The organism is Streptomyces sp. NPDC050263 (assembly GCF_040655955.1).
GTDB lineage: Bacteria > Actinomycetota > Actinomycetes > Streptomycetales > Streptomycetaceae > Streptomyces.
Genome location: NZ_JBFAKW010000022.1, coordinates 58,712 through 83,008 on the forward strand (window position 1 = coordinate 58,712; position 24,297 = coordinate 83,008).

The following is a 24,297-nucleotide window of genomic DNA, read 5'->3' on the forward strand; positions in this document are numbered from 1 at the left end:
CTCACTCCACCGTCCTCCCCGTTGCCCGTACCGTCGGCACCCGCTCCAACTCGATCCCGAACCGCTCCCGATACACCGTCAACACCTCGTCGTCGCCCGTCAGTTCACTCTCCTCACTCGCCCCGTCGACGGACGTCGCCTTGAACCGGCGTCCGCTGAGCGTGATCCGCCCTCCGTCCTCCGTGACCCGCGAGCAGATCAGCGACTTCGTGAAGTGCGACTCCGGCGAGGTGCTGTGCCACCAGGCTCCCGCCACGAAGTCCCCCAACACCCGGGGCCGCAGCTCCAGTCGGTACACCGACGCCCCGTCGCACACGACGTCCAGGTCCCGCGCCTCCGCCGGAGCCAGGGCCGGCCCCGGCCCCGAACTCGGCCCCGAACTCGGACTCGGTCTCGGACCCGAACTCGGCCCCGGCCCCGAACTCGGACTCGGACTCGGTCTCGGTCTCGGACTCGGACCCGGACCCGGACTCGCCTCGACGATCCGGAACACCCCGCCGGGATCCTCCTGCTCGTCACGGTGCCCCCACCGGAGCGGGTAGTGGCTGTGCGCCCCGAACCCGACATCGGCCAGCCACTCGCCCGCGTCCACCGTCCTCACCAGCAGCGCGAGATGGTCGTACGGAATCCCGAGCCGCCCCTCCTCCCCGTACACCCGCGCCGCCAGCAGCGTGACCTCGAACCCCAGCGCCGCCAGCAGCGCGCCGAACGCCCCGTTCAGCTCGTAACAGAACCCGCCCCGCCGCGCCCCGACGACCTTCTCGACGAGCCGCCTCTCCTCCAGCACGATCCCCTCCCCGAGATGAACCGACAGGTTCTCGAAGGGCACCGCCCTCAAATGCCGCACATGCAACTCACGCAGCAGATCGACAGTGGCGGTGGCGACGGGGCCCGTGGCGACGGGGGTGGTGCCGACGGAGGCCGTCGCGACGGGGGTGGCGGGCCTTGCCGGGGGCTCGACGCCGATGCGGCGCAGATAGTCATCGACCAGTCGGGCGTCGAGCCGGGCAGCGGAGGGCTGGGCGACCGAAGGCTGGGCGACAGAGGGCTGGGCGACGGAAGGCTGGGGCGCTTCTTCGTCGGCCTGTGCGGGATTCATGCCCTCAGTCTCGCGCCACCCGCAGCTCCCCGCCCGCGTCCGCGACGACCGCCAGCGCCCCGTCCCGGTCCGTCCGCAGCACCACCGCGCCTCCCGCCCGCAGCGCCGCGACCGTGCTGGGCGCAGGGTGACCGTACGGGTTGTCCGCACCGCACGAGATCAGCGCCAGCCGTGGTGCCACCGCCCGTATGAGGTCCGGATCCTGGTAGGCCGAGCCGTGATGCGCCACCTTCAGCACGTCCACGCCACGCACCAGCGAGGCCGCCGACGATCGCGCCAGTGCCTGCTGCGCAGGGGGTTCGAGGTCGCCGAGCAGCAGCATCCGCAGCCCGGCCGTCCGCACGAGCAGCGTCACGCTCGCGTCGTTCGGCCCGTCCGGTTCCGGCACCGGGTCGGGTGGCGGCCACAGCACCTCCCAGTCCAGCGCACCGATCCGCCGCCGCTCCCCGGCCACGGCCCGCGCCATCGGAACGCCCCGCGCCGCCGCCTCCTTCCGTACGAAGTCCACCTGGTCCACGGGCTCCTCGAACCCCGTCGTCTGGATCTCGCCCACCGCCCGGCCACGCAACACCCCCGGCAGCCCGGCGACGTGGTCGGCGTGGAAGTGCGTGAGCACGACCAGCGGCACCCGGGTGACGCCGAGCGAGCGCAGGCAATGGTCGACCAGCGTCGGATCAGGCCCGGCGTCCACCACGACCCCGGCCCCGTCGCCCGCCGCGAGGACGGTCGCGTCGCCCTGGCCCACGTCGCACATGGCCAGCCGCCAGCCCGGCGGGGGCCAGCCCGTGAGCACTCTGGTCAGCGGCAGCGGTTGCACCACCACGAGCAGGAGCAGCACCCCGCAGAGCCCGCACAGCCACGGGTGCCCCGACAGTCGCCGCCCGAGCACCACCACCCCTCCCGTGACGAGTGCGAGCAACAAGGCACCGCCCCAGCTCCCCGGCCAGTCCACTCCCCCGCCGGGCAGCGCCGCCCCGGCCCGTGCCACACCCGCGATCCACCCGGCCGGCCAACTCGCGCACCATGCCAGTGCCTTGGCCACCGGCATCGCCACCGGCGCCGTCGCCAGCACCGCGAAACCCAGCACCGTCGCCGGCGCGACCGCGAACTCCACGAGGAGGTTGCAGGGCACCGCCACCAGACTGACCCGCGCCGACAGCACGGCGACGACCGGCGCACACAGCGCCTGCGCGGCTCCCGCCGCCGCCAACGCCTCCGCGAGCCGCGGGGGTACCCGGCGTCGTCGCAGCGCCGCGCTCCACCGCGGTGCCAGCGTCAGCAGGGCCCCGGTGGCCAGGACGGACAGCAGGAACCCGTAGCTCCGGGCCAGCCACGGGTCGTACAGCACCAGCAGCAGCACCGCTGTCGCCAGCGCCGGGATGAGAGATCTGCGGCGGCCCGTCGCGAGGGCGAGCAGCACGATCGCCCCGCAGGCCGCCGCCCGCAGCACACTGGGGTCGGGTCGGCACACGACCACGAATCCGAGAGTGAGCGCTCCACCGAGCAGCGCGGTCGTCCGCAGAGGGACACCGAGACGAGGTGCCAGGCCGCGGCGCTCCACCTGCTGGGCCAGCCCGGGCGGGCCGAGGAGCAGGGCGAGGATGATCGTGAGGTTGCTCCCGGAGACGGCGAGGGTGTGGGCCAGATCCGTCTCTTTGAAGGCCTCGTCCAGTTCGGGGGTGATCCGCGAGGTGTCCCCGACGACCAGCCCGGGCAGCAGCGCCCTCGCGTCCGCCGGCAGCCCCTCGGTGGCCGTCCGCAGTCCCGCCCGCAGCCGCCCCGCCAACCGCTGCGCGGCCGACGGTTCCGCGACCACCGACGGCGCCGCACGATCCCGCACCCGCAGCACAGCCGCGATCCGGTCCCCTCGAGCCAGCGCGGGCACCAACCGCCCGGTCACCCGCACCCGGGTGGACGGCAACAACCCGAGCCACGACGATCTGGCCGTCACCCCTGGTCCCGGCCCACCCCCGGACACCACCCGGCCGACAGCCTCCGCAGGCCGCCCACCCCGAGACGCATCCCGGCCGTCGAGCCCCGCCCGTCGGCCACCCGTGCCCGAGCCCGGCCCGACGTCCACGATCACCAGCACCGGAGCCCGTGTCGTCACGGCCGTCCGGGCCGCGCCCTCGACGCTGCGCACCTGGCCCTCGATCAGGACCGAGTCCGGGGTCACGTGGTCCCCTCTGACCCTGGGCCGGGTGAGCCGTGGATCGGAGGTGATCTCGACCTCGGCGGTGACCGTGGCGTACTCCCGTGCCAGCGCCGGCACCGGCCCCCGGCGCAGATCGGCCCCGTGCAGCCCGGCCGACGCGGCAGCCGCGCCCACGCAGAGCAACGACGCGGCGACAGTGACCCGGGGCCAGGCGATCCGGCTGCCCACACCACCCCGCGCGCGGCCCCGCCGCACGATCAGCAGGGCACCGGCGGTCACCAGGCAGGCGGCCACGATGCCGCCCACCAGCCCTGGCGGCGCGTCCAGCGTCAGCGCGGCCGTCGCCCAGGCCGCGAGCGCGGGTGGCACGAGCCGTAGATCCACCGGCCCTTCCTGGCGCGGGTTGGCGTCACCCAACCGCTTACCGGAATCCGCGTGCACGGTTCGGCGGATACGGGAGCCGGGCGTGCCCCGGACGCCGATGCCCTCGGGGGCCTCCCCGGCCCTCGTCGCGGGGTTCCCGACCCCAGGGACGGCGTGCTCAGCGTCGTCGGACCTCATGGCCGCACGAGATTCCGCAGGTCGGCGAAGCGCCGCTCGCCGATGCCGTTGACCTCGCGCAGTTCGTCCACCGATCGGAAACCGCCGTGTTGTGCCCGGTAGTCGACGATGTGCTGTGCCAACACGGGTCCCACGCCCGGCAGGGTGTCGAGCTGATCCACGGTGGCCGTGTTGAGAGAGACGGGGGCCGGCGGCCCGGCTCCCGCCCCCACACCGACGGAACCCCCCGCTCCCGCCCCGACAGCCCCGGCCGGCGCGGGTCCGCCGACGACGACCTGCTCCCCGTCCACGAGGAAGCGCGCACGATTGAGACCGTCGGTGTTGGTGCCGGGCCGGACTCCACCGGCCGCGCCCAGCGCGTCGACGACACGTGAACCGGCCGGGAGCCGGTGGATCCCGGGCTTGCGCACCTTGCCGCTGACGTCCACGACGATCTCGGCCCCGGCCGTACTCCCCAGGCCCGCCGACGGTCCGGCGGAGGCCGCCGGCCCGGCCGCCGAGCTCTGCTCGTCCGCCGGGTAGGGGGCCACGGCTCGCACCACCTCCGGTGCCCGCACCGGCTCGGCCCGTCCCACCCAGAAGTGCTGCACGGCGAAGGCAGCGGCGGCGACCAGCAGCACCGTGAGCGCGACCACGCTCCTGCGCTCCAGTCCGCAGCGCGCCTGCAACCACACCGGCAACCGCTCCCGCAGCGCACACCCCGCCCGCGTCTGCCAGCCCCCCGCGCCACGAGGACCTACCCCCTCACCCCCCTCATCGACATCATCGGACCGCACACCCACACCGCCGGCCCCACCACCGTCCACCGCATCGACTCCCCGCAAGGCATCAGCCGAAGCCACCACCGCTCCCGACCCGCCCGCAGCCACCGCAGATGCCGGAGCCACCACCGCCTCCGGAGCCACCACCGGCTCCGCAGCCACCACAGCCTCCGACGCCACCGCCGTGCCCGACGCCGCCGACGCCCCCTCAGCCACCGGCGTTTGCACCGCGCCCCGCGTACCTCGCGCACCCGCCCCTCCGACAGGCACAGCGCCCTCACCCGGCGGCGGCCCCGTCCCCGACTCCCGTCGCATCCGGGCCCGTTCGGCGAACAGCGCCTCCGCCCGGCGACGGATCTCCTCCGCCGAGGCGTCACGGTGTCGGACCCGGCCGCCGCCAGGTGCGCGGAGCTGGCGGGAACGGCCGTCGGAGCCGGGGCCCCGTCCGGGGCCACTGGTCGCGTTCGTGCTGTGTGAGCGTGATCGAAGTGCCATGCGACGAGGATCGGACACTTCGCCGAACCGCGATGATCTTGCTCAATTTCCGGGGATTACCGCCCAGTTGTGGATAACTCCTTCACCCTCCCGGGTGAGGGAGGCCCTCAACGCGGCGAGACCACAACCCCGAGCAGTCCCGGCCCGGTGTGCGCCCCGATCACCGCTCCGACCTCGCTCACGTGCAGATCGACGAGCCCGGGCACGCGTGACCGCAGACGGTCCGCGAGAGCGGACGCCCGGTCGGGAGCAGCGAGATGGTGCACGGCGATGTCGACGGGCGCGCTGCCCGCCCGGTCGACCCCGAGTTCCTCGAGGCGGGCGATCGCCCTCGACGCCGTCCGCACCTTCTCCAGGAGGTCGATGCGCCCTCCGTCCAGTTGGAGGAGCGGCTTCACCGCGAGCGCGGAGCCCAACAGGGCCTGCGCGGCGCCGATCCGGCCGCCGCGGCGCAGGTAGTCCAGGGTGTCGACATAGAAGTAGGCGGAGGTGCCGGCCGCCCGCTTCTCCGCCGCGGTGACCGCCTCGTCGACCGTGCCGCCCGCCTCGGCGACCTCGGCCGCCGCGAGGGCGCAGAAGCCGAGTGCCATCGCGACCATGCCGGTGTCCACCACCCGTACCGGCACCGGCGCCTCACGCGCCGCGACGACCGCCGCGTCGTACGTGCCGGACAGTTCGGCGGAGAGATGGAGGGAGACGATGCCGGTGGCGCCGGACTCGGCGACCTTGCGATACGTCTCGGCGAAGAGCTGCGGGCTGGGACGCGAGGTGGTGACGGGTCGTCGCTTCTGCAATGCCTGCGCGAGGGAACGGGTCGAGATCTCGTTGCCCTCTTCAAGGGCCTGGTCGCCGAGGACGACGGTCAGAGGCACCGCTGTGATGCCATGGCGCTCCATCGTCCGCTGCGGCAGGTAGGCCGTTGAATCCGTGACGATCGCGACATGGCGGGACATGACCTGGAGGTTACCTGGCGTAGCCCCTGTACGGCAGCCCGGCTCCTCGCAGCCGGCCCGCCCTTGACCGAATCAAGTACCGGCCGCACAGCGCCCGCCCAGGGGCCGCCTCAGGTGGTGCTCTCGGGGCGCGGCTTCTTCTGCCAGGGGTAGGTCGGACGCGCCGCCGGTGGGGTGATGGCGGTCCGGGTCGGCTCCTCCGCGGCGCGCGCACCGGGTGTCTCCGGCCACGTCTGCCCCGCTGCCGGGCTGCCGGCGGCGGGTGCCTCGGGCCATGAGGGCGAGGGCGGTGTCGTCGGGGCAGGCTCCGGTGTGGTCCAGTGCCGCAGGGCACCGGTCTCGACGTCGATCTGGGCGCTCAGGGAGTCGAGGTCGTCGTCCGCGAAGCGGTGGGCGCGGTCGCGGGCCGCCCAGCGCAGCGAGTCCGCCGATCCCGTGATGCGCTCGGTGCGCTCCCGCAGCGAGGGCAGCCGCTCGGTCAGCGTCGCCCGGTCCGGCTCGGATTCCAGGCGTTTGAGCTCGTCGTCCAGTTCGCGTCCGTGCGCGCTGAGTCTCTGGAAGAGGCCGAGGGACTCCTTCAGGGACTCGTCCTCGGCGACGCCCGCGTGCAGCGCGTCCTGGGTGGCCCGCATCGATGTGCGCAGCTTGAGCCGCAGCTGGGCGATCTCGCCGGCCGGTCCGAGCTGGGCGAAGGACTTGGCCCGCAGGGTGTGGTCCTCGACCGTGCGGCGGGCCTGGGTGATGGTGCGGTCGACGCCCCGCTTCGCGGCGCCGATCACCTTCACCGTGGCGTAGGCGCCGAGCGCCAGGAACAGCACGAAGAGCAGAGCTACCACTGTGATCACTGCTTCCACGAGCTCCTCCTGCGGCCGGCCACGACATATCCGGCGCCACACATGGCGCGCCGCACTCAAAACGGTAAACGACGCGGGCAGGCCCGGAGTTCCAGAAGAACCCCGAACCTGCCCGCACGAAACCCCTAGGGGGCGGCCGCGGCCGGTCTCGGCCCCTTACGCCGGGACGATGTTCACCAGCTTCGGCGCCCGCACGATCACCTTGCGGATCCCGGCGCCGCCCAGCGCGTTCACCACGGCCTCGTCGGCCAGCGCCACCTTCTCCAGCTCCTCGTCGGAGATGGCCGGGGACACCTCCAGGCGCGCCTTGACCTTGCCCTTGATCTGCACGACGCAGGTCACGCTCTCGTCCACGACGTACGCCGGGTCGGCGACCGGCAGGTCCTGGTGGACGACCGAGTCGGTGTGGCCCAGCCGGCGCCACAGCTCCTCGGCGATGTGCGGGGCCAGCGGGGCGACCAGCAGCACCAGGGCCTCGGCGACCGGGCGCGGCAGCGCGCCGCCCGCCTTGGTCAGGTGGTTGTTCAGCTCGGTGATCTTGGCGATGGCGGTGTTGAAGCGCAGGCCCTCCAGGTCCTGGCGCACCCCGTCGATCGCCTTGTGCAGGGCCCGCAGGGTGTCCACGTCGATGTCGCCGTCCTCGGCGTCGACGACGGTCACCTCACCGGTGGTCTCGTCGACGACGTTGCGCCACAGCCGCTGCAGCAGGCGGTACTGGCCCACGACGGCGCGTGTGTCCCACGGGCGCGAGACGTCCAGCGGGCCCATCGCCATCTCGTACAGGCGCAGCGTGTCGGCGCCGTACTCGGCGCAGATCTCGTCCGGGGTGACCGCGTTCTTCAGGGACTTGCCCATCTTGCCCAGCAGCTTGGAGACCTTCTCGCCCTGGTAGTAGAACGCGCCGTCGCGCTCCTCCACCTCGGCGGCGGGCACCGCGATGCCGCGGCTGTCGCGGTAGACGAAGGCCTGGATCATGCCCTGGTTGAACAGTTTGTGGAACGGCTCGACGGACGAGACGTGCCGCAGGTCGAACAGGACCTTGGACCAGAAACGCGCGTACAGCAGGTGCAGCACGGCGTGCTCGGCACCGCCGACGTACAGGTCGACGCCACCGTGCGGCTGGCCCTCGCGGGGGCCCATCCAGTACTGCTCGATCTCCGGGTCGACCAGCTTCTCGCTGTTGTGCGGGTCCAGGTAGCGCAGTTCGTACCAGCAGGAACCGGCCCAGTTGGGCATGGTGTTGGTCTCGCGGCGGTACTTCTTGGGGCCGTCGCCCAGGTCCAGGGTGACGTTGACCCAGTCCTGGTTGCGGGACAGGGGCGTCTCCGGGGACGTGTTCGCGTCGTCCGGGTCGAAGGTGCGCGGTGAGTAGTCCTCGACCTCCGGCAGCTCCAGGGGCAGCATCGACTCGGGCAGCGAGTGGGCGACGCCGTCCTCGTCGTAGACGATCGGGAAGGGCTCGCCCCAGTAGCGCTGGCGGCTGAACAGCCAGTCGCGCAGCCGGAAGTTGACGGTGCCCTCGCCGATGCCCTTGCGCGCCAGCCACTCGGTGATGCGGGCCTTGGCCTCGGCAACGGGCAGGCCGTCCAGGCTGATCTCGCCGTTCGCCGAGTTGATGATCTTCGCGTCGTGCGACCCGAAGGCGTTCTCCCAGGTCGATGTGTCGGTGCCGCGGCCGTCGGTCGGCTCGACGATGCAGTGGATCGGCAGCTCGAAGGCGCGCGCGAAGTCGAAGTCGCGCTGGTCGCCGCAGGGGACGGCCATGATCGCGCCGGTGCCGTAGCCCATCAGGACGTAGTCCGCGATGAAGACGGGGACCTGGTCGCCGTTGACCGGATTGGTCGCGTACACGCCGGTGAAGACGCCGGTCTTGTCCTTGGCCTCGGCCTGGCGCTCGACGTCGGACTTCGAGGTGGCCTGCGCGCGGTAGGCGGCGACGGCCTCGGCCGGGGTCGCGTGGCCGCCGGTCCAGACATCGTGCGTGCCCTCGGGCCAGGTGCCCGGGGTGAACTTGTCGACCAGCGGGTGTTCGGGCGCCAGCACCATGTAGCTCGCGCCGAACAGGGTGTCCGGGCGCGTGGTGAAGACGGTGATCCGCTCGCCGTCCACGGGGAAGTCGACGCGGGCGCCCTCGGAGCGGCCGATCCAGTTGCGCTGCTGCAGCTTGATGGCCTCGGGCCAGTCCAGCGCGTCCAGGTCGTCCAGCAGACGGTCCGCGTAGGCGGTGATGCGCATGTTCCACTGGCGCAGCTTGGCCTTGAAGACGGGGAAGTTGCCGCGCTCGGAGCGGCCCTCGGAGGTGACCTCCTCGTTGGCCAGCACGGTGCCCAGGCCCGGGCACCAGTTGACCGGCGCGTCCGAGGCGTAGGCCAGGCGGAACTCGCCCAGGACGTCGGCGCGTTCGGTGGCGGTCAGTTCGTGCCACGCGCGCGTGTGGCCCGGTACGGCACGCTCACCGGACTCGAACTGGGCGATCAGCTCGGCGATCGGGCGGGCCTTGTCCGCCTCGCCGTCGTACCAGGAGTTGAAGATCTGCAGGAAGATCCACTGGGTCCACTTGTAGTAGTCCGGGTCGATCGTGGCGAAGGACCGGCGCCGGTCGTGGCCCAGGCCCAGCCGGCGCAGCTGGACCTTCATGTTCTCGATGTTGGCCTCGGTGGACACACGCGGGTGCGTGCCGGTCTGCACGGCGTACTGCTCGGCGGGCAGGCCGAAGGCGTCGAAGCCCAGGGTGTGCAGCACGTTGTGGCCGGTCATGCGCTGGAAGCGCGCGAACACGTCGGTCGCGATGTAGCCCAGGGGGTGGCCGACGTGCAGGCCCGCACCGGAGGGGTACGGGAACATGTCCATGATGAACTTCTTGGGCCGGGCGGCCAGCTCGGGGTCACCGGCCAGGTCGCCCTTCGGGTTCGGCGCGGCGTACGTGCCCTCGGCGTCCCAGAAGTCCTGCCAGCGTGCCTCGATCTCGGCGGCCATGGCAGCCGTGTAGCGGTGCGGCGCGGCCTCTGCCGGGACAGCGGCGGCAGCGGGGTTCGTCTCGCTCATGGTCCTCAAAGCTCCATCGATCGTCTCTGCCAGCGGCCTGTCGTCCAGGAAACGAAAAATCCCCTCGCACAGGAGGGGACGCCGCGCCGATTCCGAACCGTCCGTTCACCGGCGGTCGGGACTGATCAGCGCGGCTCGCTAAGCAGAAGGCGTACAGCACGCATGGCGCTAGGGTACCGCAGGCCTTGAGCACGCCGCGACGCGCTTACGTATGCATGGTCGCGACAACGTTGCTGCAACCAGAATCGGTGGGCCGGAACTGAATCAAGGTCAAGGGTTACTTCGCGTAACAGTAGCTAAGGGACATCACGACAGCCACATTGTCGTTTCATAACAACGCAATAACTCAAACCTCGTACCCATCGGTATGGAGCCACTTAGAGTTCGGCAGCGGGACCGCTTTCCCGAAACTGCTCGGAGTTGCCCCCATGAACCCTCGTCGTAACAGCTCGCTCCCCAAGCCGGGTCGGTCGGCCTATGGGGCGGCGACTGCTGTCGTCCTGCTCCTCATACCCGTAGCCGTGCTGGTCGGAGGTGACCAGTTCCAAGCCTTCCTGAACTTCGGCGCGGGCGTGTTGTCCCTCGTCTCGCTCAGCTGCTCGGTGATCTGGGGCCTGGTCGCCCAGGACCGGATCTTCCTCAACACCCGCCAGCGGATCATCGGCCAGGCGGTGCACCGGACGACGGCGGTCGGCTCGATCGCGTTCCTGCTGCTGCACATCACCACGAAGATCGCGCTCGACCACACCCAGCTCATCGCCGCGATCATCCCGTTCTCGCTCGGCATCACCGGAAGCGCCGGCCTCATCGGCCTCGGCTCCCTGGCCGGCCTGTTGATGATCTTCGTCGGCATCACAGGCGCGCTGCGCAGCAACTTCGCCGCGCCCGCCGAGGTCGCCGCCCGCTGGCGCGCCATGCACATGCTGGCCTACCCGGCCTGGTGCGCCGCGCTGGTCCACGGGCTCTACGCGGGTCGCCAGGCCAAGCCGATCTTCACGATCCTGTACAGCCTGTGCCTGCTCGGCGTCATGGCCGCCCTCGCGCTGCGCGCCGCCCCGCGCCCCTTCAAGCGCCAGTTCGCCGACCGGCTCGGCTCCGTCTTCGGGGGCGCCGAGGACCGCTCCGCGATGGACGGCCTCGAGGCTTCACGCGCGCGCGTAGGCGAGACGGGCGCCGCTTCACGCGCACGCGTGGGCGAGACGGGCTCCTCCGCACTGCCCGGCTACGAGGGCCGCTCACCGCTGACCGACACGATGGGCTCCACCCGGATGAGCCCGCAGTCGTCGCCGCGGTACGACACCCCCGCCACCCCGGAGCCGGCGAACGGCTTCGCGGCCGCCTACCGCGCCGTCAACACACCCCCGCGCGGCCAGCAGCAGCCCTACGCGGCCGACCAGACGGCGCGCATGAACATGGCGTTCGACGTGCAGCCCACGGAGGCAATGCCGCGCGTCGACAACGGCGGCAGCACCTCGGGCAGTTGGCCGATCCCGTCCCCGCCGCCGGTCGGCGAGGCGCCTCCGTCGGCCTACGACCCGCTCCAGGACACGGGATTCAACATCCCGGTCTATGGCAATTCGGGCGCTCCGGGGTACGGCGGACGTGATGTGTACGACACCGGTGAGACGAACACCCAGTACGGCACGTACAACCAGAACGACACGTACAACAGCGGTCCCGCCAATGAACCAACGCCCGGCGCGTCCTTCGACGCACCGGGTTCGGGCGAACCTTGGAACACGCCTTCCGGAGGCTATAGGTGAACGAGGCCCTGCCCGACGTCCCAGAAGTCCGCGTGGTCGGCCTTCCGCAGCTCACGTCGGGCTTCGACCTTGTCGAAAGACTGGACCTGCCCATGCACCTGAAGGTGCATGGGCCGCTCGAACCCCTGGGCGGAGAAGCCCTCGCCAAGCTCTCCGAGAACATCAACCTGAAGGGCCGCGGCGGCGCGGGCTTCCCCTTCCACAAGAAGTTGCGCTCGGTCGCCGAGGCCGCGATCAAGCGCGGCGTACGGCCGGTCGTCGTCGTCAACGGCAGTGAGGACGAACCGGCCTGCCGCAAGGACACGGTGCTCATCAACCGTGCCCCGCACCTCATCCTGGACGGCGCGCTGCTGGTCGCGGAGGCGCTGGGTGCCCGCACGCTCGTGGTGGGGGTCACCCGCGAATCGACGCAGCGCTCCATGGAGGCCGCGCTCTCCGAACGCGGCCTCAGCAACGGCCGTAGATCGGCCCTGAAGGCGTTCGTCCAGCGCAACCCGATCCGCATGGTCACCGGCGCCGCCGCATCGCTGATCCGCTCCATCGACGGCGGCCCGCCGATCCCGCCCGGCCGCAAGGTCAGCGCCTCCCAGAACGGCGTCGGCGGCGCACCCACCCTGCTGTCCAACGCCGAGACGTTCGCCCAGCTGGCCATCGCCGCCCGCATCGGCCCGGAGCGCTACGGCAACACCGGCCTGTACGACGAGCCGGGCACCGTCATGCTCACGGTCTCCGGCGCGGTCGCCCGCCCGATGGTGATCGAGGTCCCCACGGGCGTGCCGCTGCGTTACGTCCTTCAGCTGGCCGGCGCCCCGCCGGTGCCCCAGGGCGTGCTGACCGGCGGCTACCACGGCAAGTGGATCGACGCGGCGACGGTCAACGAGGCGATCGTCTCCCGCAACTCCCTCGACGCGGTGGGCGGCGCTCTCGGCGCCGGCGCGATCCTGCCGATCAGCCAGGAGACCTGCCCGCTGGGCGAGTCGCTGCGCGTGGCCCAGTGGCTGGCCGACGAGAGCGCGGGACAGTGCGGCCCCTGCTACCTCGGTCTGCCGGCCGCCGCACGCGGCATGGAGGACATCATCAACGGCGGCGGCCCGGCCGCCCTGGAGGCGCTCAAGCAGGTCGCCAAGAACGTCAAGCGGCGCGGCGCGTGCTCACACCCGGACGGCTCCGCGATGTTCCTGGAGTCGACCATCAAGGCGTTCACCGACGACCTGGCCGCGCACGTCCTCGGCAATGGCTGCGGACGGCCCGTGGAGGGCGTTCTGCCGCTCTTCGAGACCGGCATGGCCCCGGCGAGCATCACGAGCGGCAGCGCGCCGGAGGAGAGCGGCTCGAGCCGCCAGAAGATCTTCGTCGACTGGACGCTGTGCCGCGGCCACGGCCTGTGCGCCGACATCCTCCCGGAGGTCTTCCAACTCGGCGCCGACGGCTTCCCGACGGTCGCCCAGGCGAAGGTGCCGCAGTACGCGGAGGCCAAGGCGCTGCGCGCGGTGCGCCGCTGCCCCGCACTGGCTCTGCGCATCGAGGAGGACACGCGCGCGCAGGCACCCGCCCGCAACCTCCCGGTCCTCTCCCAGGGCCGCGGCCGCCGCGCCCTCGGCCGCTGAACGACACGACGACATGAAGGGCCGCCCGTTCTCGGGCGGCCCTCACGTATTCGCCTGTGAACACAACAAGTCGGCAGACAACGAAAAGATCCCGCCGGATCGAATCCGATCCGGCGGGATCTGTTGTGGAGCTAAGGAGAATTGAACTCCTGACCTCCTGCATGCCATGCAGGCGCTCTACCAACTGAGCTATAGCCCCTTGCGGTGTTCCGCGGGTCTCCCCGGCGGCGACGCCAACATTACCGGCCCGGGGGGTGGACCACCAAATCGTTTCCGCCCTGTCCGGTTTCAGCCGGTATAGGAGGTCAAGCGGTGACGAACGAATAGAACCGCTTGAGCGTGCAGTGCTCCTCGAGGAGCCGGCCGTAGATCGGCTCGCCCTCCAGTTCACGGTAGGTCTCGATCGGGTCGCCTTTTATGATCAGCGCCCGCGCGCATTCCTCGCACCAGTACTGGTAGTCGGCGTTGACCGGCTCCATGTCACGGACGATCGGGGTGCCGCTGCCGCACCAGTCGCACTTTCGCCTGTGTGCACCCATCGATCAGCTCCAGCTGTGGCCGCAGGCCGTGCACACGTAGGAAATCCCGCCGTTGTCACCGAGAACCTGGGCCACATGACCGGAACCGCAGGAGGGGCAGCTGAGCCGGGTGGCCTTGTCCCGTGTCAACGCCGCTTCGGAGAGGTGGCCGACCTCTCCGAGGATGCTCGCAGGCATCGCTACTCCCTCCCGTCGGGCCGCGCCCCCTTCCGGCCGTTTGATTCTGCCACGGCCGGGCCAATACGGTCAGCGACGCCTCAGTACCAGTCCGGACACGGCACCCAGGGTCGCTGTCGCAGCGAGCGCGAACATGCATGTGAGAAGCGCTTCCGAAGAGGTATACGCCTCCCGGGCCCCAAGTGACTCAAGCCGGTTGAAGAACAGTGTGCCGAAGACCGCCACCCCGATCAGCTGCCCCAGCTGGGTGACCGTGGCGAGCAGTCCGCTGGCGTCCGCCGCGTCCTCGGGCCGCACCGCCGCCAACGCCCCGGTGAGCGTCGGGCTGAAGGCGAGCGCGAGCCCGACGCCCACGCCGGCATACGCCACGTACAGCCACGCGCTCCCGTGGCCACCGCCTTCGAAGGCCAGCCCCACCCCGGCCACGGACAGCGCGGCGAACGCGAACCCGGCCGGAATCAGGGACCGTTGCCAGGACGCGGGCCACTTACGCCAGGTCAGCCCGACCACCCCGAAGACGACCGCGGTCGGCGCGAAGGTGAGGCCGGCACGCAGCGCGCTGTAGCCGAGGCCGCCCTGGACGTGCAGGGTCAGCACGAACAGGAAGCCGCCGTTGACCGCCATGACGGCCATGACGCGCAGGACCGCGAGCCCCATCCCGGGGTGACGCAGCACACGGGGCGCGATCAGCGGGGAGCCGCCGCGACGGGCGAGCCGGGCCTCGTAGCCGCAGAACAGAACGAACACGAGCGCGCCGACGGCCAGCGACAGCCAGGACCACCACGGCCAGTCCTCCTCCTGCCCGAGCACGAGCGGCACTGTGACCAGCGAGACAGCCGCGCCAAGAAGCACCAGCCCGGGCCAGTCCAACCCGCGCGCCCCTGCACGCGCCCCTGCCACCGTCTCCTGCCGTTCCACGCCCCCGCCGCGCGGCAGGACGCGCCTGCCGACGGCCAGCAGGACGAGGCCCACCGGCACGTTCACCAGGAACACCGGACGCCAGCCGGTGCCCAGCAGATCGGCACTGACCAGAACGCCGCCCACCACCTGCCCGGCCGCCGCGCCGACGGCGAGGACCGCCGCGTAGGCGCCCAGGGCGCGCATTCGGGCGTCGCCGGTGAACGTGCGCTGGATCAGGCTGAGCACCTGCGGGATCATCACGGCCGACCCGGCGCCCTGCACCAGCCGGAACACGATCAACTCGGCGCTGCCCTGAGCCAGACCGCAGGCCAGCGAGGCAAGGGTGAAGAGAGCGAGCCCGACGAGGTGGACCCGGCCGTGCCCGAACCGGTCGCCGAGGCGCGCGCCGGTGATCAGCAGCACGGAGTACGTGACGGCGTACCCGGCGACGACCAGCTGGAGGTCCGCGCCGGAGGCGTTGAGGTCGGAACCGATCGTGGGGGCCGCGACGTTCACGATGAAGACGTCGAGCAGTGCCATGAACTGGGCTCCGAGCAGGACCGCCAGCAGCCGCCGAGACCGGTTGTCAGTGCCAGGGTCTTTACTGGCAGCAGGAGTTGAATCGGGTGGAACGGGCGCGGGGACCGGGCTCGTCCGGGGTGTCGTCGTCATGCCGACGAGCGTGACGGGGATCCGGTACGGGTGCCGAGAGCCCGCTGATGCTGGTACTGACAGCACCTGGCAGGGGACGGGTGGGAGATCGACCATGGGGGACGTGACGATGGGGGACGTGACGATGGGCACACGAACCGGCAGGCGGACAACGGCAGGGGCCGAGGCGGCAACGGGGAAGCAACCCGGGCCGGGGGCCACGCACCGGCGCCGGCCCGAGCTGGCCGCCTTCCTGCGCAGCAGGCGGGCCCGCGTGACACCGGGCGACGTCGGAATGGCGCCCGGGCTGCGGCGCCGCACTCCGGGGCTGCGGCGCGAGGAGGTCGCGCAGCTCTCGGGCGTGGGCGTCACCTGGTACACGTGGCTGGAGCAGGGCCGGCCGATCAACGCCTCCGCGCAGGTCCTGGACGCCGTGGCGCGCACGCTGCGGCTCGACCCGCCGGAACGGGAGCACCTGTACCACTTGGCGGAGGTGCCCTGCACATCGGCGCCGGAGGCCCTGGTGCAGAGCGTGGGCCCGGAGATCCAGGACATCATCGACACCCTGGCGCCCCGGCCGGCGGTGGTCTACAACTCGCGCTACGACATCCTCGCCGCCAACCCCGTCTACCACGATCTGTTCATCGCTCCGACGGCCGAGCCCGCCTCCCGGGTACCGTGCAACGCCCTGTGGCGGCTGTTCACGGTGCGGGAGGAGGACAGCCCGCTGGTGTTCCGGGACAAGGAGCTGCCGGTGATGGTGGCGACCCTGCGGGCGTCGTACGGACTGCATGCCGGCGAACCCGTCTGGGAGGACTTCATACGCAGGCTGTCGGAGGCGAGCCCGCTGTTCGCGCGACTGTGGGCGTCCGGTGACGTGGCGGAGCCCGGCAGCCGCGTGAAGGTCTTCCGGCACGCGGCGGTGGGCGAACTGAGGATGACGTCCACGTCGCTGTCGATCAACGGAATGCCGGAGTGCCGGATCGTCGTCTACACGCCGAACGACGAGGAGACGGAGCGGCGCGCGGCCTGGCTGCGAACGGAGGCAACAGAAGATCCCGCCCCTTGAGGGACGGGATCTTCGTGAAGCGATCTCAACCGATCTCAATCGATCTTTGACAAACTCAACAGAGTGTCGACCGACCGGACGATCAGTGGAGCTAAGGAGAATTGAACTCCTGACCTCCTGCATGCCATGCAGGCGCTCTACCAACTGAGCTATAGCCCCTTGTCCCATGCGACCGAAGTCGTATGGTGTTTCGCCCCGCTCGGCGGGGCGAACAAGAAGAACTTTAGCCTGCGACCTGCCGGAAAGTGAAATCCGGGTCCCGGCGGCCCGACGGCGCTCAGTCGTCGTCGCCGAGCACCGGCTCGGGCAGGGTGCCGGCGTTGTGCTCGAGCAGCCGCCAGCCTCGAGCGCCCTCGCCGAGGACGGACCAGCAGCAGTTGGAGAGACCGCCCAGGCTCTCCCAGTTGTGGGCCTCCAGGCCGAGGAGACGGCCGATGGTGGTCCGGATGGTGCCGCCGTGGCTGACGACGACGAGCGTGCCGTCCTCGGGCAGCTTCTCGACGTGCCGCAGCACGACGGGGGCGGCCCGGTCGGCCACCTCCGACTCCAGTTCGCCGCCGCCCCGGCGGACGGGCTCACCGCGCTTCCACGCGGTGTACTCGTCGCCGTGGCGGGCGATGATCTCGTCGTGCGTCAGCCCCTGCCAGACGCCCGCGTACGTCTCGCGCAGGGCCTCGTCGTGGGTCACCTCCAGGCCGGTCAGCGCGGCGAGCTCGGCGGCCGTGTCGGCGGCCCGCGACAGGTCCGAGGCGACGATCGCGTCGGGCTGGAGGGAGGCGAGCAGCCGGGCGGCGCGGCGGGCCTGGGCCACGCCGGTCTCGGTCAGCTCGACGTCCGTCGTGCCCTGGAAGCGGCGCTCCACGTTCCAGGCGGTCTGGCCGTGCCGCCAGAGGATGACGCGACGGCCGCGGCCCGGCTCGCGGGCGGCGGTCTCCGCGGGGGCGGTCATCGCAGCTCCCCGTACCCGGCGGCGTCTTCCTCCTCGGCCTGCAGCTTGGCGTGCTCCTGGGCCTTGCCGCGGGTGGCCTTGGCGTCGGCGGGCAGCTCCAGCTCGGGGCAGTCCTTCCACAGCCGTTCCAGCGCGTAGAAGACACGCTCCTCGCTGTGCTGGACGTGGACGACGATGTCGACGTAGTCGAGCAGGATCCAGCGGGCGTCGCGGTCGCCCTCCCGGCGGACGGGCTTGGTGCCGAGCTCCTTCTGGAGGCGCTCCTCGATCTCGTCGACGATCGACTTGACCTGGCGGTCGTTGGGCGCGGAGGCCAGCAGGAAGGCGTCCGTGATCGACAGCACGTCGCTGACGTCGTAGGCGATGATGTCGTGCGCGAGCTTGTCTGCGGCCGCCTGTGCGGCGGCGGTGATGAGCTCGATGGAGCGGTCGGTGGCGGTCACTACGTGGCTTTCCCTAGGCGGACACTTGTCCCCAAGGGTCTCACGGACCGCCGACGGCACCCCACGTGATGGAGGGATCACACGGGTCACTCGGTCGAGGTGGGCTTGTAGTCCTCGCCCAGGACGACCGCCACGTCGGCGTTCGCGGCGACGGCTCCCTTCTTCACGACGCTGTCGTCCAGGCCCAGGGTCTTGGCCACCTCGGTGGCGTTCTCCTTCTCGGCGGCGTCGGCGTAGAGCACCTGCGAGGCGGCCTTCGTGCCCGTCGGCGTACCGGCATCCAGGAAGGTGAAGCCACCGTTGAGGAGCACCACGCGCGCGTCCTCGGTGTTGGCCTTGGTGCCGCTGGCGTTCTGGAAGGAGACGCTGACGGCCGCGTCCTTGTCGGGGCTCTTCGCGGCGCCGCCGAGGACGTCCTTGACGACGCTCGCGCCGGCCTCGGCGCTGAGCGTGCCGTCGGTCTGGACGGGCAGCAGAGCGGTCTTGTAGTCGCCGCCCTTGGCGAGGTCGGCGAGCTTGGCGAGGAAGGCGCCGAGGTCCTTGTCGGTCAGCGACGGGTCCAGGATCTGCGCCAGGGTCTGCACGGTGACGGTGGCGCCCTGCGCGTCGGAGGACACCTTGCGCAGGATGCCCTGCATGACCTGGCCGAACCGCTCCAGCTGGGCGTTCTGAGCCTCGCCCGCGGCACGGTAGGTGGCGTAGGCGACGGCCATCTTGCCGCTGAGGGTCTGGTCCTCCCCCTTGCTGACGAGCGCGGCCGCGCCCTTCTTGGCGTCCGGGTCGGGCACCGCGGTGTCGGTGTCGACCTCGATGTTGCCGACGAGGTCGACGAGGTTCTGGAGGTAGGGCGTGTCGAGCCGCCAGGTGCCCTCGATGTCGGTGCCGAGCACCGTGTCCAGCGAGTCGCGGGTCCCGGCGGAGCCGTCGTCGTCGACGGACTTGGCGAGGGTCGTGGTCGTGCCGTTGTCGTCCGTGATGACGAGGGAGTTGGGGAGCAGGACCGTGGTGGCCTGCTTGGTCGTGGTGTTGTCCACGAGCAGCACCGTGGAGGTGCCTCCGGCGGCGGTGTCGTGCAGGTGGACGACTACCACGTCCCGCTTCTGGGCGGCGGTGGCGGTCGTGGCGCCCTTGTCGGAGTCCGAGGACGACGACAGGCCGGGCAGCTTCCCGGCGTACGCGAGGTAGCCCACTCCGCCGACCGCGACCAGCGCCAGGACCACGCCGAGGGCGACGATGCGGCTACGGGCCCGGCGCTTGGCCTCCTCGCGGCGCTCGGTGCGGTTCTCGGTGAAGTTCAGCCAGTCGATGACGTCCTCGGAGTCGCCGTCGGGCTCCTCCACGAACGCGAACTGCTCGGTCTGGTACTCCCGTCGGGGCTGCCCGGGAGCATCGGACCTACCGCGCGTGTCAGCCGCCGCGTCACCGCCGTCGCTGTCGGCCCCGACCGCGGACTCGGCCCCCGACTCGGGCTCGACCGGGCCGGCCTGCTGCGGGATGTAGGCGGTCTGCTCGGCGACGCGGGGCTGCTCGACCCGGGACTGCTGTCCGCCGACGGCGGTCTGCCCGTAGGGGTCGTACGGGGCCTGTGTCGCGGTGCCATAGGGGTCGTACGCGGGGGTGGTCGGCTGCTGACCGGTGTCGTACGGGTCATAGCCGGGCGTCTGCTGCCCGCCCGTGTCGTACGGGTCGTAGCCGTACCCCTGCCTGCCCTGCTGCCCCTGCCCCTGCCCCTGGTACGGCTGCTGGCCCTGGTGCTGCTGCCCGTACGGGTCGTAGGACGGCTGCGGCACCTGCTGGGGCGGGATCTGGACCTGCCGGTAGACGGGCTGCCCGTACTCGTCATAGCCGACGAGTTCGTACTGGTCGGCCCCGTATCCCGCGTCGTATCGGTCGTTCACCGGTGCCCCTCTCGGCTCACTCGCCGCGGTACAGCTCGCGCTTGTCGATGTAGCGCACGACTCCGTCGGGCACCAGATACCAGACGGGGTCGCCCTTGGCGACTCTCGCACGGCAGTCCGTCGAGGAGATGGCGAGAGCGGGAACCTCGACGAGCGAGACGCCGCCCTCGGGCAGTCCGGGGTCCGTGAGGTTGTGCCCGGGCCGGGTGACGCCGACGAAGTGCGAGAGGGAGAACAGTTCCTCGCTGTCCCGCCAGGTCAGGATCTGTCCCAGGGCGTCGGCGCCGGTGATGAAGAAGAGGTCGGTGTCGGGGTTGAGGGCCCGCAGATCGCGCAGGGTGTCCACGGTGTACGTGGGGCCTCCGCGGTCGATGTCGATGCGGCTGACCGAGAACTGCGGGTTCTCGGCGGTCGCGATGACCGTCATCAGGTAGCGGTCCTCGGCCGGGGAGACGCTGCGGTGCGTCTTCTGCCACGGCTGACCGGTCGGGACGAACACGACCTCGTCCAGGTGGAACTGCGCGGCGACCTCACTGGCCGCCACGAGGTGTCCGTGGTGGATCGGATCGAACGTCCCGCCCATGACGCCGAGGCGGCGCTTGCCCGGGTTCCGTGGGCCGGTAGGCATGTCCTGCTCTCCCATGCGTGCAGACCCTACCGGCCGGGCCCAAGGGCCCCGGCCGGCGGTTGCCCGGAGCGTCCCGCTATGCCGGACTGGCCGTCGGTGAACACGTGATGTCTCAGTGGTCGCGAGGTCTCAGCGGTCGCGGTTGAAGCGGGTGGTGATCCACAGCAGGAGCAGCAGGATGAGGAATGCGCTGCCGCCGGTGACCAACGGGTCGAGGCTCTCGTGGTTGCCACCGTGCTCTTCGCCCTCGGCGGCGAGGGTGACCAACTGGGCGGCGGCGCTGTGGAGGCTCATCTTCGGCAGTACCTATTCGGTGAGGGCGGGATAAAGACGTCGGCCCATCGTAAGCGGGAGGCTCGGCGGCGATCACGCCGACTCCGCCATTGGGAACCTTCCCGCCGGCTCAGTCGTCCTTCCGCTTGTAGCCCCGCAGCAGGAACCAGGCGGTGAGCACACAGCCCAGGACCATCACGATCAGTACGACGCGGAGCAGATTCCCCGCCCCCTGCTGTTGGGCGGCGCCGACGGCTTCGGTGAGCCAGGCGGCTGCGGGGTGGTGCTCCATGGCGCGGGACTCCTTCGGTGTAGTGCCCGTCCAAGGTAACTCCGCCTAGGCTGGGCTCTGCTTCGGGGGCGCAAAGGACCGCACAAGGTCCGTAAAGGGTCATGTAAAGGCCACAGAGACGCACATGGGGGAAGACATGTCCGACGACGGCCACGAGCAGGACGGCACCGGTCACGAGAACGTGCCGAGCAGGCAGCGCAGGCGCTTCCCGGGGATCTCCTCCCGTGCGTACGAGCATCCGGCGGACCGCTCCGCCCTGGTGGCGCTGCGCAAGCTGAGCGGTTTCGACACGGTGTTCAAGGCGCTCAGCGGGCTGCTGCCCGAGCGAAGCCTGCGGCTGCTGTTCCTGTCCGACTCGGTGCGGGTCTCCGACCAGCAGTTCACGCACCTCAACGACATGCTGCGGGACGCCTGTTACATCCTGGACCTGGAGAAGGTCCCGCCGATGTACGTCACTCAGGACCCGCAGCCCAACGCGATGTGCATCGGTCTGGACGAGCCGATCATCATGGTCACCACCGGGCTCGTCGAGCTGCTCGACGAGGAGGAGATGCGCGCGGTCATCGGCCACGAGGTGGGCCACGCGCTCTCCGGGCACGCCGTGTACCGCACGATCCTGCTGTTCCTGACCAACCTGGCGATCCGGGTCGCCTGGATCCCGTTGGGCAACCTCGCGATCATGGCGATCGTGACAGCGCTGCGCGAGTGGTTCCGCAAGTCGGAGCTGTCCGCCGACCGCGCGGGCCTCCTCGTCGGCCAGGACCTGAAGGCCTCGATGCGCGGCCTGATGAAGATCGCCGGCGGCAACCACCTGCACGAGATGAACGTGGACGCGTTCCTGAAGCAGGCCGAGGAGTACGAGGCCGGCGGCGACCTGCGCGACTCCGTGCTGAAGATCCTCAACGTGCTGCCCCGTACGCATCCCTTCACCACCGTTCGCGCGGCCGAGCTGAAGAAGTGGGCCGAGTCCCGCGACCACCAGCGGATCATGGACGGGCACTACCCGCGGCGCACCGAGGACAAGGACACCTCGGTCACGGACTCCTTCCGCGAGTCCGCCACCCACTACGCGACAAGCGTCAAGAGCTCCAAGGACCCGCTGATGAAGCTGGTCAGCGACATCGCGGGCGGTGCGGGCGACCTGGGCGGCCGGGTACGACGCGGCTTCGGCGGCTTCACGGCCTCGGCTCCGCCGGAGGACCAGTCGCCGCGGAACGGCTCCGACGGCGCGGATCGCCCGGACGGCCCGGACGGCCCGACGGACACGCCCCCGCCCGGCAAGAGCTGACCACTCCCCCGGGCCTCCGGACCGCCGGGGCTCACAGCTTCGGTTGGGCGCTCGTGGCCAGGGCTCCGCACAAGGACGTCGCGCCGTCGGTCGCGTAGGGGTCCGTGCCGGCCGGGCCGCCCGTCTTCGCGGTCTCGCCGGCGAGCAGCGGGCGCAGGTGGTTCGTGGAGTCCTCGGCGCAGGAGAGCGGGCCGGCCTGGACGTACGCCACGACCAGCTGGACCTGGTGGGTGCGCAGATCGTCGCGGTCGAAGCGGAAGTGCAGCTCGCGGCGGACGGTGAAGAGGGAGGCCGGGGCGTCGGCGGCGGCGCCGGTGGGCCGTAGGGCGTACACGAAGGTGTGGTCCGCGGTGACCTCGAGGGTCGAGGAGTCGGTCTCGGCGGCCTCCAGCGTGCCCCGGACGCGGATCCTGCTGTCGGCCAGCTGAGCCCGGGCGGGGTCGAAGCGGACCAGCCAGCCGGTCGGCGCGTGCCGCCCGTCGGCGGTCGGGTGGCTGAAGCTCTCGTCGAACTGGTCGAGCTGGTCGGCGTCGATCAGGGCGCGCACGGGCCGCACCTGCTGCCCGGTGAGCACCTCCGGGTAGAGGGCGGAGTGCACGATGTAGTCCTTGGCCGTGGTCAGGGCGGTGACTACCTGGCTGTCGGAGAAGTGCGCGGTGCGCCGGGAGGCGGGCAGCGGGATGCCCTCGGCGCCGGTGCGGAACTGGGCGGCGGGGCTGTGCGCGAACAGCGACTCGGGGTCGGCGGCCCCGGGCACGACGCCCTGCGGGGAGAGCGGGATGACGGTCATCCGCAGGGGTTCGACGGGCCGGCGCGCGGCCGGACTCTGGTAGGGGTTGCGCAGGCCCATGTAGACGGCGGTGCCGAAGGCGATGGCGATCAGCAGGACCAGGAGCAGCGCCTGCCGGGACAGGCTCCGGCCTCGGCGCAGCGGCGGACGGGTGCGGACGGCGGGCGCGTGGTCGGCCATGCGTTCCTGCGCGGAGTACTCCTGGATACGGGCAGCGCGGACGAACGATTCGTCGAAGACGACGGATCGGTACTCGTCCTCTCCACCTCCGGGAGTGCCCTCGGGTGTCCCCTCCGGTGGGTCTCCAGGCCCGGCCATACTTTCAGAGTAGGTCGCACGGAGCCCAGGTAAACGCCCTGCTGTACGACAAGTTCTGACAGGTTCTCACCAGCTCGGGCCCACCCGCGGAGTCCTCGCACACCCCTGCGCCGCACAGGCGTTCAGGGCGTGCGCGGAGCGGCCGGGACGGGTGGCTGGGAATAGTCGGCGGAGGCGGACGGCGGCGGCACGGTCGCCTGTTCGAGACCGGTCGTGGCGGGCGGCGGCACCTGGTCCCGGCTGCTCGAGGACGCGCCCCGGTAGACCGCGGCGAAGGCCAGCGCCACCATGCCGATCCCCATGATGAGGGCGAGCATCCAGGCCACCGGGCGATGCCAGCGGACCTGCTTGCCGTAGGTCCCGGTGGTGCCGTAGCGGCGTTCCCAGGCTTCGGGGAGGTCGCCGTCCTCCAGGTCGTCGAAGTCCGGATCATGGCCGAAATCGCCGGGTCCGTCGGGGCCGTAGGCGTCGTCGTAGCGGTCGCCTCTGGCGCGGGATCGGCGGGCCTCGGCCTCGGAGGCCTCGGCTCTCGCTTCCGCGGCGGCAAGGAGGCGTTCGACGGCGGTCGGCTCGTGCACCACGGCCGCCTGTACGAAGGCCTCGTCGAAGACCACGGAGTCGAACTCTTCGTCCGACACCCCGCGGTCGTGATCGTCGTCGGGCTCCCAGCCGTCAGGGAACGGCATACCCCCCACGTCCTCCGGCACGAGTCCAGAGTAGACCTGGGGGGTCAATTTGGGCAGGCGGTAGGGAAATTCATCCGCCGGATGAGACGCCTGTCACGGCGTC

General features: G+C 71.2%; 21 protein-coding genes and 2 tRNA genes. 4 read left to right on the forward strand and 19 right to left on the reverse strand.

Features of this window, described 5'->3' with window-relative positions:
- Window position 1: 1 nt before the first annotated feature.
- The 6 genes from AB0J04_RS13410 to leuS all read right to left on the reverse strand — a co-directional run bounded on the left by AB0J04_RS13410 (window position 2) and on the right by leuS (window position 9,923).
- Window positions 2-1,099: an arylamine N-acetyltransferase gene (locus AB0J04_RS13410; RefSeq protein ID WP_363168509.1), complete on the reverse strand. Its 1,098-nt coding sequence runs from the start codon at window positions 1,097-1,099 to the stop codon at window positions 2-4.
- Window positions 1,100-1,103: 4 nt separating this feature from the next.
- On the reverse strand, window positions 1,104-3,695 hold the full coding sequence (locus AB0J04_RS13415; protein ID WP_363168541.1) for a ComEC/Rec2 family competence protein: 2,592 nt from the start codon (window positions 3,693-3,695) through the stop codon (window positions 1,104-1,106).
- A gap of 116 nt (window positions 3,696-3,811) precedes the next feature.
- On the reverse strand, window positions 3,812-5,071 hold the full coding sequence (locus tag AB0J04_RS13420) for a ComEA family DNA-binding protein (protein WP_363168510.1): 1,260 nt from the start codon (window positions 5,069-5,071) through the stop codon (window positions 3,812-3,814).
- Between the two features lie 107 nt (window positions 5,072-5,178).
- Window positions 5,179-6,024: a DegV family protein gene (locus AB0J04_RS13425; RefSeq protein ID WP_363168511.1), complete on the reverse strand. Its 846-nt coding sequence runs from the start codon at window positions 6,022-6,024 to the stop codon at window positions 5,179-5,181.
- 110 nt (window positions 6,025-6,134) lie between these two features.
- The gene (locus AB0J04_RS13430) at window positions 6,135-6,878 is read right to left on the reverse strand and encodes a hypothetical protein (RefSeq protein WP_363168512.1); all 744 of its coding nucleotides are present in this window, start codon (window positions 6,876-6,878) and stop codon (window positions 6,135-6,137) included.
- Window positions 6,879-7,034: 156 nt separating this feature from the next.
- Window positions 7,035-9,923 (reverse strand): leucine--tRNA ligase, encoded by a 2,889-nt coding sequence (leuS, locus tag AB0J04_RS13435; protein WP_363168513.1) that lies wholly within the window; start codon window positions 9,921-9,923, stop codon window positions 7,035-7,037.
- 428 nt (window positions 9,924-10,351) lie between these two features.
- Here leuS and AB0J04_RS13440 point away from each other — a divergent pair, with 428 nt between their 5' ends.
- The gene (locus AB0J04_RS13440; RefSeq protein WP_363168514.1) at window positions 10,352-11,686 is read left to right on the forward strand and encodes a cytochrome b/b6 domain-containing protein; all 1,335 of its coding nucleotides are present in this window, start codon (window positions 10,352-10,354) and stop codon (window positions 11,684-11,686) included.
- On the forward strand, window positions 11,683-13,293 hold the full coding sequence (locus AB0J04_RS13445) for an NADH-ubiquinone oxidoreductase-F iron-sulfur binding region domain-containing protein (protein ID WP_363168516.1): 1,611 nt from the start codon (window positions 11,683-11,685) through the stop codon (window positions 13,291-13,293). Before AB0J04_RS13440 ends, AB0J04_RS13445 begins: the two co-directional genes overlap by 4 nt.
- A 126-nt stretch (window positions 13,294-13,419) precedes the next feature.
- Here AB0J04_RS13445 and AB0J04_RS13450 read toward each other — a convergent pair.
- The 4 genes from AB0J04_RS13450 to AB0J04_RS13465 all read right to left on the reverse strand — a co-directional run bounded on the left by AB0J04_RS13450 (window position 13,420) and on the right by AB0J04_RS13465 (window position 15,467).
- Window positions 13,420-13,492, reverse strand: a tRNA-Ala gene (locus AB0J04_RS13450).
- Between the two features lie 106 nt (window positions 13,493-13,598).
- Window positions 13,599-13,832, reverse strand: coding sequence for a hypothetical protein (locus tag AB0J04_RS13455; protein ID WP_005479297.1), 234 nt, complete (start codon window positions 13,830-13,832; stop codon window positions 13,599-13,601).
- 3 nt (window positions 13,833-13,835) lie between these two features.
- Window positions 13,836-14,009, reverse strand: coding sequence for a hypothetical protein (locus tag AB0J04_RS13460; RefSeq protein ID WP_329217253.1), 174 nt, complete (start codon window positions 14,007-14,009; stop codon window positions 13,836-13,838).
- A gap of 69 nt (window positions 14,010-14,078) precedes the next feature.
- Window positions 14,079-15,467 carry an MFS transporter gene (locus AB0J04_RS13465; protein WP_363168542.1) on the reverse strand — a complete coding sequence of 463 codons (1,389 nt, stop codon included), beginning with the start codon at window positions 15,465-15,467 and terminating at the stop codon, window positions 14,079-14,081.
- Between the two features lie 388 nt (window positions 15,468-15,855).
- On the opposite strand from AB0J04_RS13465, the gene AB0J04_RS13470 reads away from it, so the two are divergent.
- Complete coding sequence (locus AB0J04_RS13470) at window positions 15,856-16,629, forward strand: helix-turn-helix transcriptional regulator (RefSeq protein WP_363168543.1); 774 nt, start codon at window positions 15,856-15,858, stop codon at window positions 16,627-16,629.
- An 86-nt stretch (window positions 16,630-16,715) separates the two neighbouring features.
- On the opposite strand, the gene AB0J04_RS13475 is transcribed toward AB0J04_RS13470, so the two are convergent.
- The 7 genes from AB0J04_RS13475 to AB0J04_RS13505 all read right to left on the reverse strand — a co-directional run bounded on the left by AB0J04_RS13475 (window position 16,716) and on the right by AB0J04_RS13505 (window position 21,112).
- Window positions 16,716-16,788: transfer RNA gene (locus AB0J04_RS13475), tRNA-Ala, on the reverse strand.
- A 118-nt stretch (window positions 16,789-16,906) separates the two neighbouring features.
- Window positions 16,907-17,578, reverse strand: coding sequence for a histidine phosphatase family protein (locus AB0J04_RS13480; RefSeq protein WP_363168517.1), 672 nt, complete (start codon window positions 17,576-17,578; stop codon window positions 16,907-16,909).
- Window positions 17,575-18,021, reverse strand: a complete 447-nt coding sequence (gene rsfS, locus AB0J04_RS13485; protein ID WP_351915607.1) for a ribosome silencing factor — start codon at window positions 18,019-18,021, stop codon at window positions 17,575-17,577. The genes AB0J04_RS13480 and rsfS overlap by 4 nt, the downstream gene beginning before the upstream one ends.
- An 86-nt stretch (window positions 18,022-18,107) precedes the next feature.
- The gene (locus AB0J04_RS13490; RefSeq protein WP_363168518.1) at window positions 18,108-19,919 is read right to left on the reverse strand and encodes an LCP family protein; all 1,812 of its coding nucleotides are present in this window, start codon (window positions 19,917-19,919) and stop codon (window positions 18,108-18,110) included.
- A 16-nt stretch (window positions 19,920-19,935) separates the two neighbouring features.
- Window positions 19,936-20,562 carry a nicotinate-nucleotide adenylyltransferase gene (gene nadD / locus AB0J04_RS13495; RefSeq protein WP_351915603.1) on the reverse strand — a complete coding sequence of 209 codons (627 nt, stop codon included), beginning with the start codon at window positions 20,560-20,562 and terminating at the stop codon, window positions 19,936-19,938.
- 114 nt (window positions 20,563-20,676) lie between these two features.
- Window positions 20,677-20,841: a hypothetical protein gene (locus AB0J04_RS13500; protein ID WP_351915602.1), complete on the reverse strand. Its 165-nt coding sequence runs from the start codon at window positions 20,839-20,841 to the stop codon at window positions 20,677-20,679.
- Window positions 20,842-20,950: 109 nt separating this feature from the next.
- Entirely contained in the window at window positions 20,951-21,112 is a 162-nt protein-coding gene (locus AB0J04_RS13505) for a hypothetical protein (protein WP_363168520.1), read from the reverse strand.
- A 136-nt stretch (window positions 21,113-21,248) separates the two neighbouring features.
- Here AB0J04_RS13505 and AB0J04_RS13510 point away from each other — a divergent pair, with 136 nt between their 5' ends.
- Complete coding sequence (locus AB0J04_RS13510) at window positions 21,249-22,400, forward strand: M48 family metallopeptidase (RefSeq protein WP_363168544.1); 1,152 nt, start codon at window positions 21,249-21,251, stop codon at window positions 22,398-22,400.
- 31 nt (window positions 22,401-22,431) lie between these two features.
- On the opposite strand, the gene AB0J04_RS13515 is transcribed toward AB0J04_RS13510, so the two are convergent.
- Together AB0J04_RS13515 and AB0J04_RS13520 are read right to left on the reverse strand one after the other, a co-directional pair.
- Window positions 22,432-23,508, reverse strand: a complete 1,077-nt coding sequence (locus tag AB0J04_RS13515; RefSeq protein WP_363168521.1) for a hypothetical protein — start codon at window positions 23,506-23,508, stop codon at window positions 22,432-22,434.
- Between the two features lie 122 nt (window positions 23,509-23,630).
- Window positions 23,631-24,215 carry a hypothetical protein gene (locus AB0J04_RS13520; RefSeq protein ID WP_363168522.1) on the reverse strand — a complete coding sequence of 195 codons (585 nt, stop codon included), beginning with the start codon at window positions 24,213-24,215 and terminating at the stop codon, window positions 23,631-23,633.
- Window positions 24,216-24,297 lie beyond the last annotated feature (82 nt).

Bases quoted from the DNA above. Each gene is read 5' to 3' on its own strand.
- AB0J04_RS13425 (WP_363168511.1), bottom strand. From the start codon at position 6,024: ATGTCCCGCCATGTCGCGATCGTCACGGATTCAACGGCCTACCTGCCG.
- AB0J04_RS13410 (WP_363168509.1), bottom strand. From the start codon at position 1,099: ATGAATCCCGCACAGGCCGACGAAGAAGCGCCCCAGCCTTCCGTCGCC.
- AB0J04_RS13470 (WP_363168543.1), top strand. From the start codon at position 15,856: ATGGCGCCCGGGCTGCGGCGCCGCACTCCGGGGCTGCGGCGCGAGGAG.
- nadD (WP_351915603.1), bottom strand. From the start codon at position 20,562: ATGGGAGAGCAGGACATGCCTACCGGCCCACGGAACCCGGGCAAGCGC.
- AB0J04_RS13480 (WP_363168517.1), bottom strand. From the start codon at position 17,578: ATGACCGCCCCCGCGGAGACCGCCGCCCGCGAGCCGGGCCGCGGCCGT.
- AB0J04_RS13440 (WP_363168514.1), top strand. From the start codon at position 10,352: ATGAACCCTCGTCGTAACAGCTCGCTCCCCAAGCCGGGTCGGTCGGCC.
- leuS (WP_363168513.1), bottom strand. From the start codon at position 9,923: ATGAGCGAGACGAACCCCGCTGCCGCCGCTGTCCCGGCAGAGGCCGCG.
- AB0J04_RS13420 (WP_363168510.1), bottom strand. From the start codon at position 5,071: ATGGCACTTCGATCACGCTCACACAGCACGAACGCGACCAGTGGCCCC.
- AB0J04_RS13505 (WP_363168520.1), bottom strand. From the start codon at position 21,112: ATGGAGCACCACCCCGCAGCCGCCTGGCTCACCGAAGCCGTCGGCGCC.
- AB0J04_RS13500 (WP_351915602.1), bottom strand. From the start codon at position 20,841: ATGAGCCTCCACAGCGCCGCCGCCCAGTTGGTCACCCTCGCCGCCGAG.
- AB0J04_RS13460 (WP_329217253.1), bottom strand. From the start codon at position 14,009: ATGCCTGCGAGCATCCTCGGAGAGGTCGGCCACCTCTCCGAAGCGGCG.
- AB0J04_RS13515 (WP_363168521.1), bottom strand. From the start codon at position 23,508: ATGGCCGGGCCTGGAGACCCACCGGAGGGGACACCCGAGGGCACTCCC.
- AB0J04_RS13455 (WP_005479297.1), bottom strand. From the start codon at position 13,832: ATGGGTGCACACAGGCGAAAGTGCGACTGGTGCGGCAGCGGCACCCCG.
- AB0J04_RS13510 (WP_363168544.1), top strand. From the start codon at position 21,249: ATGTCCGACGACGGCCACGAGCAGGACGGCACCGGTCACGAGAACGTG.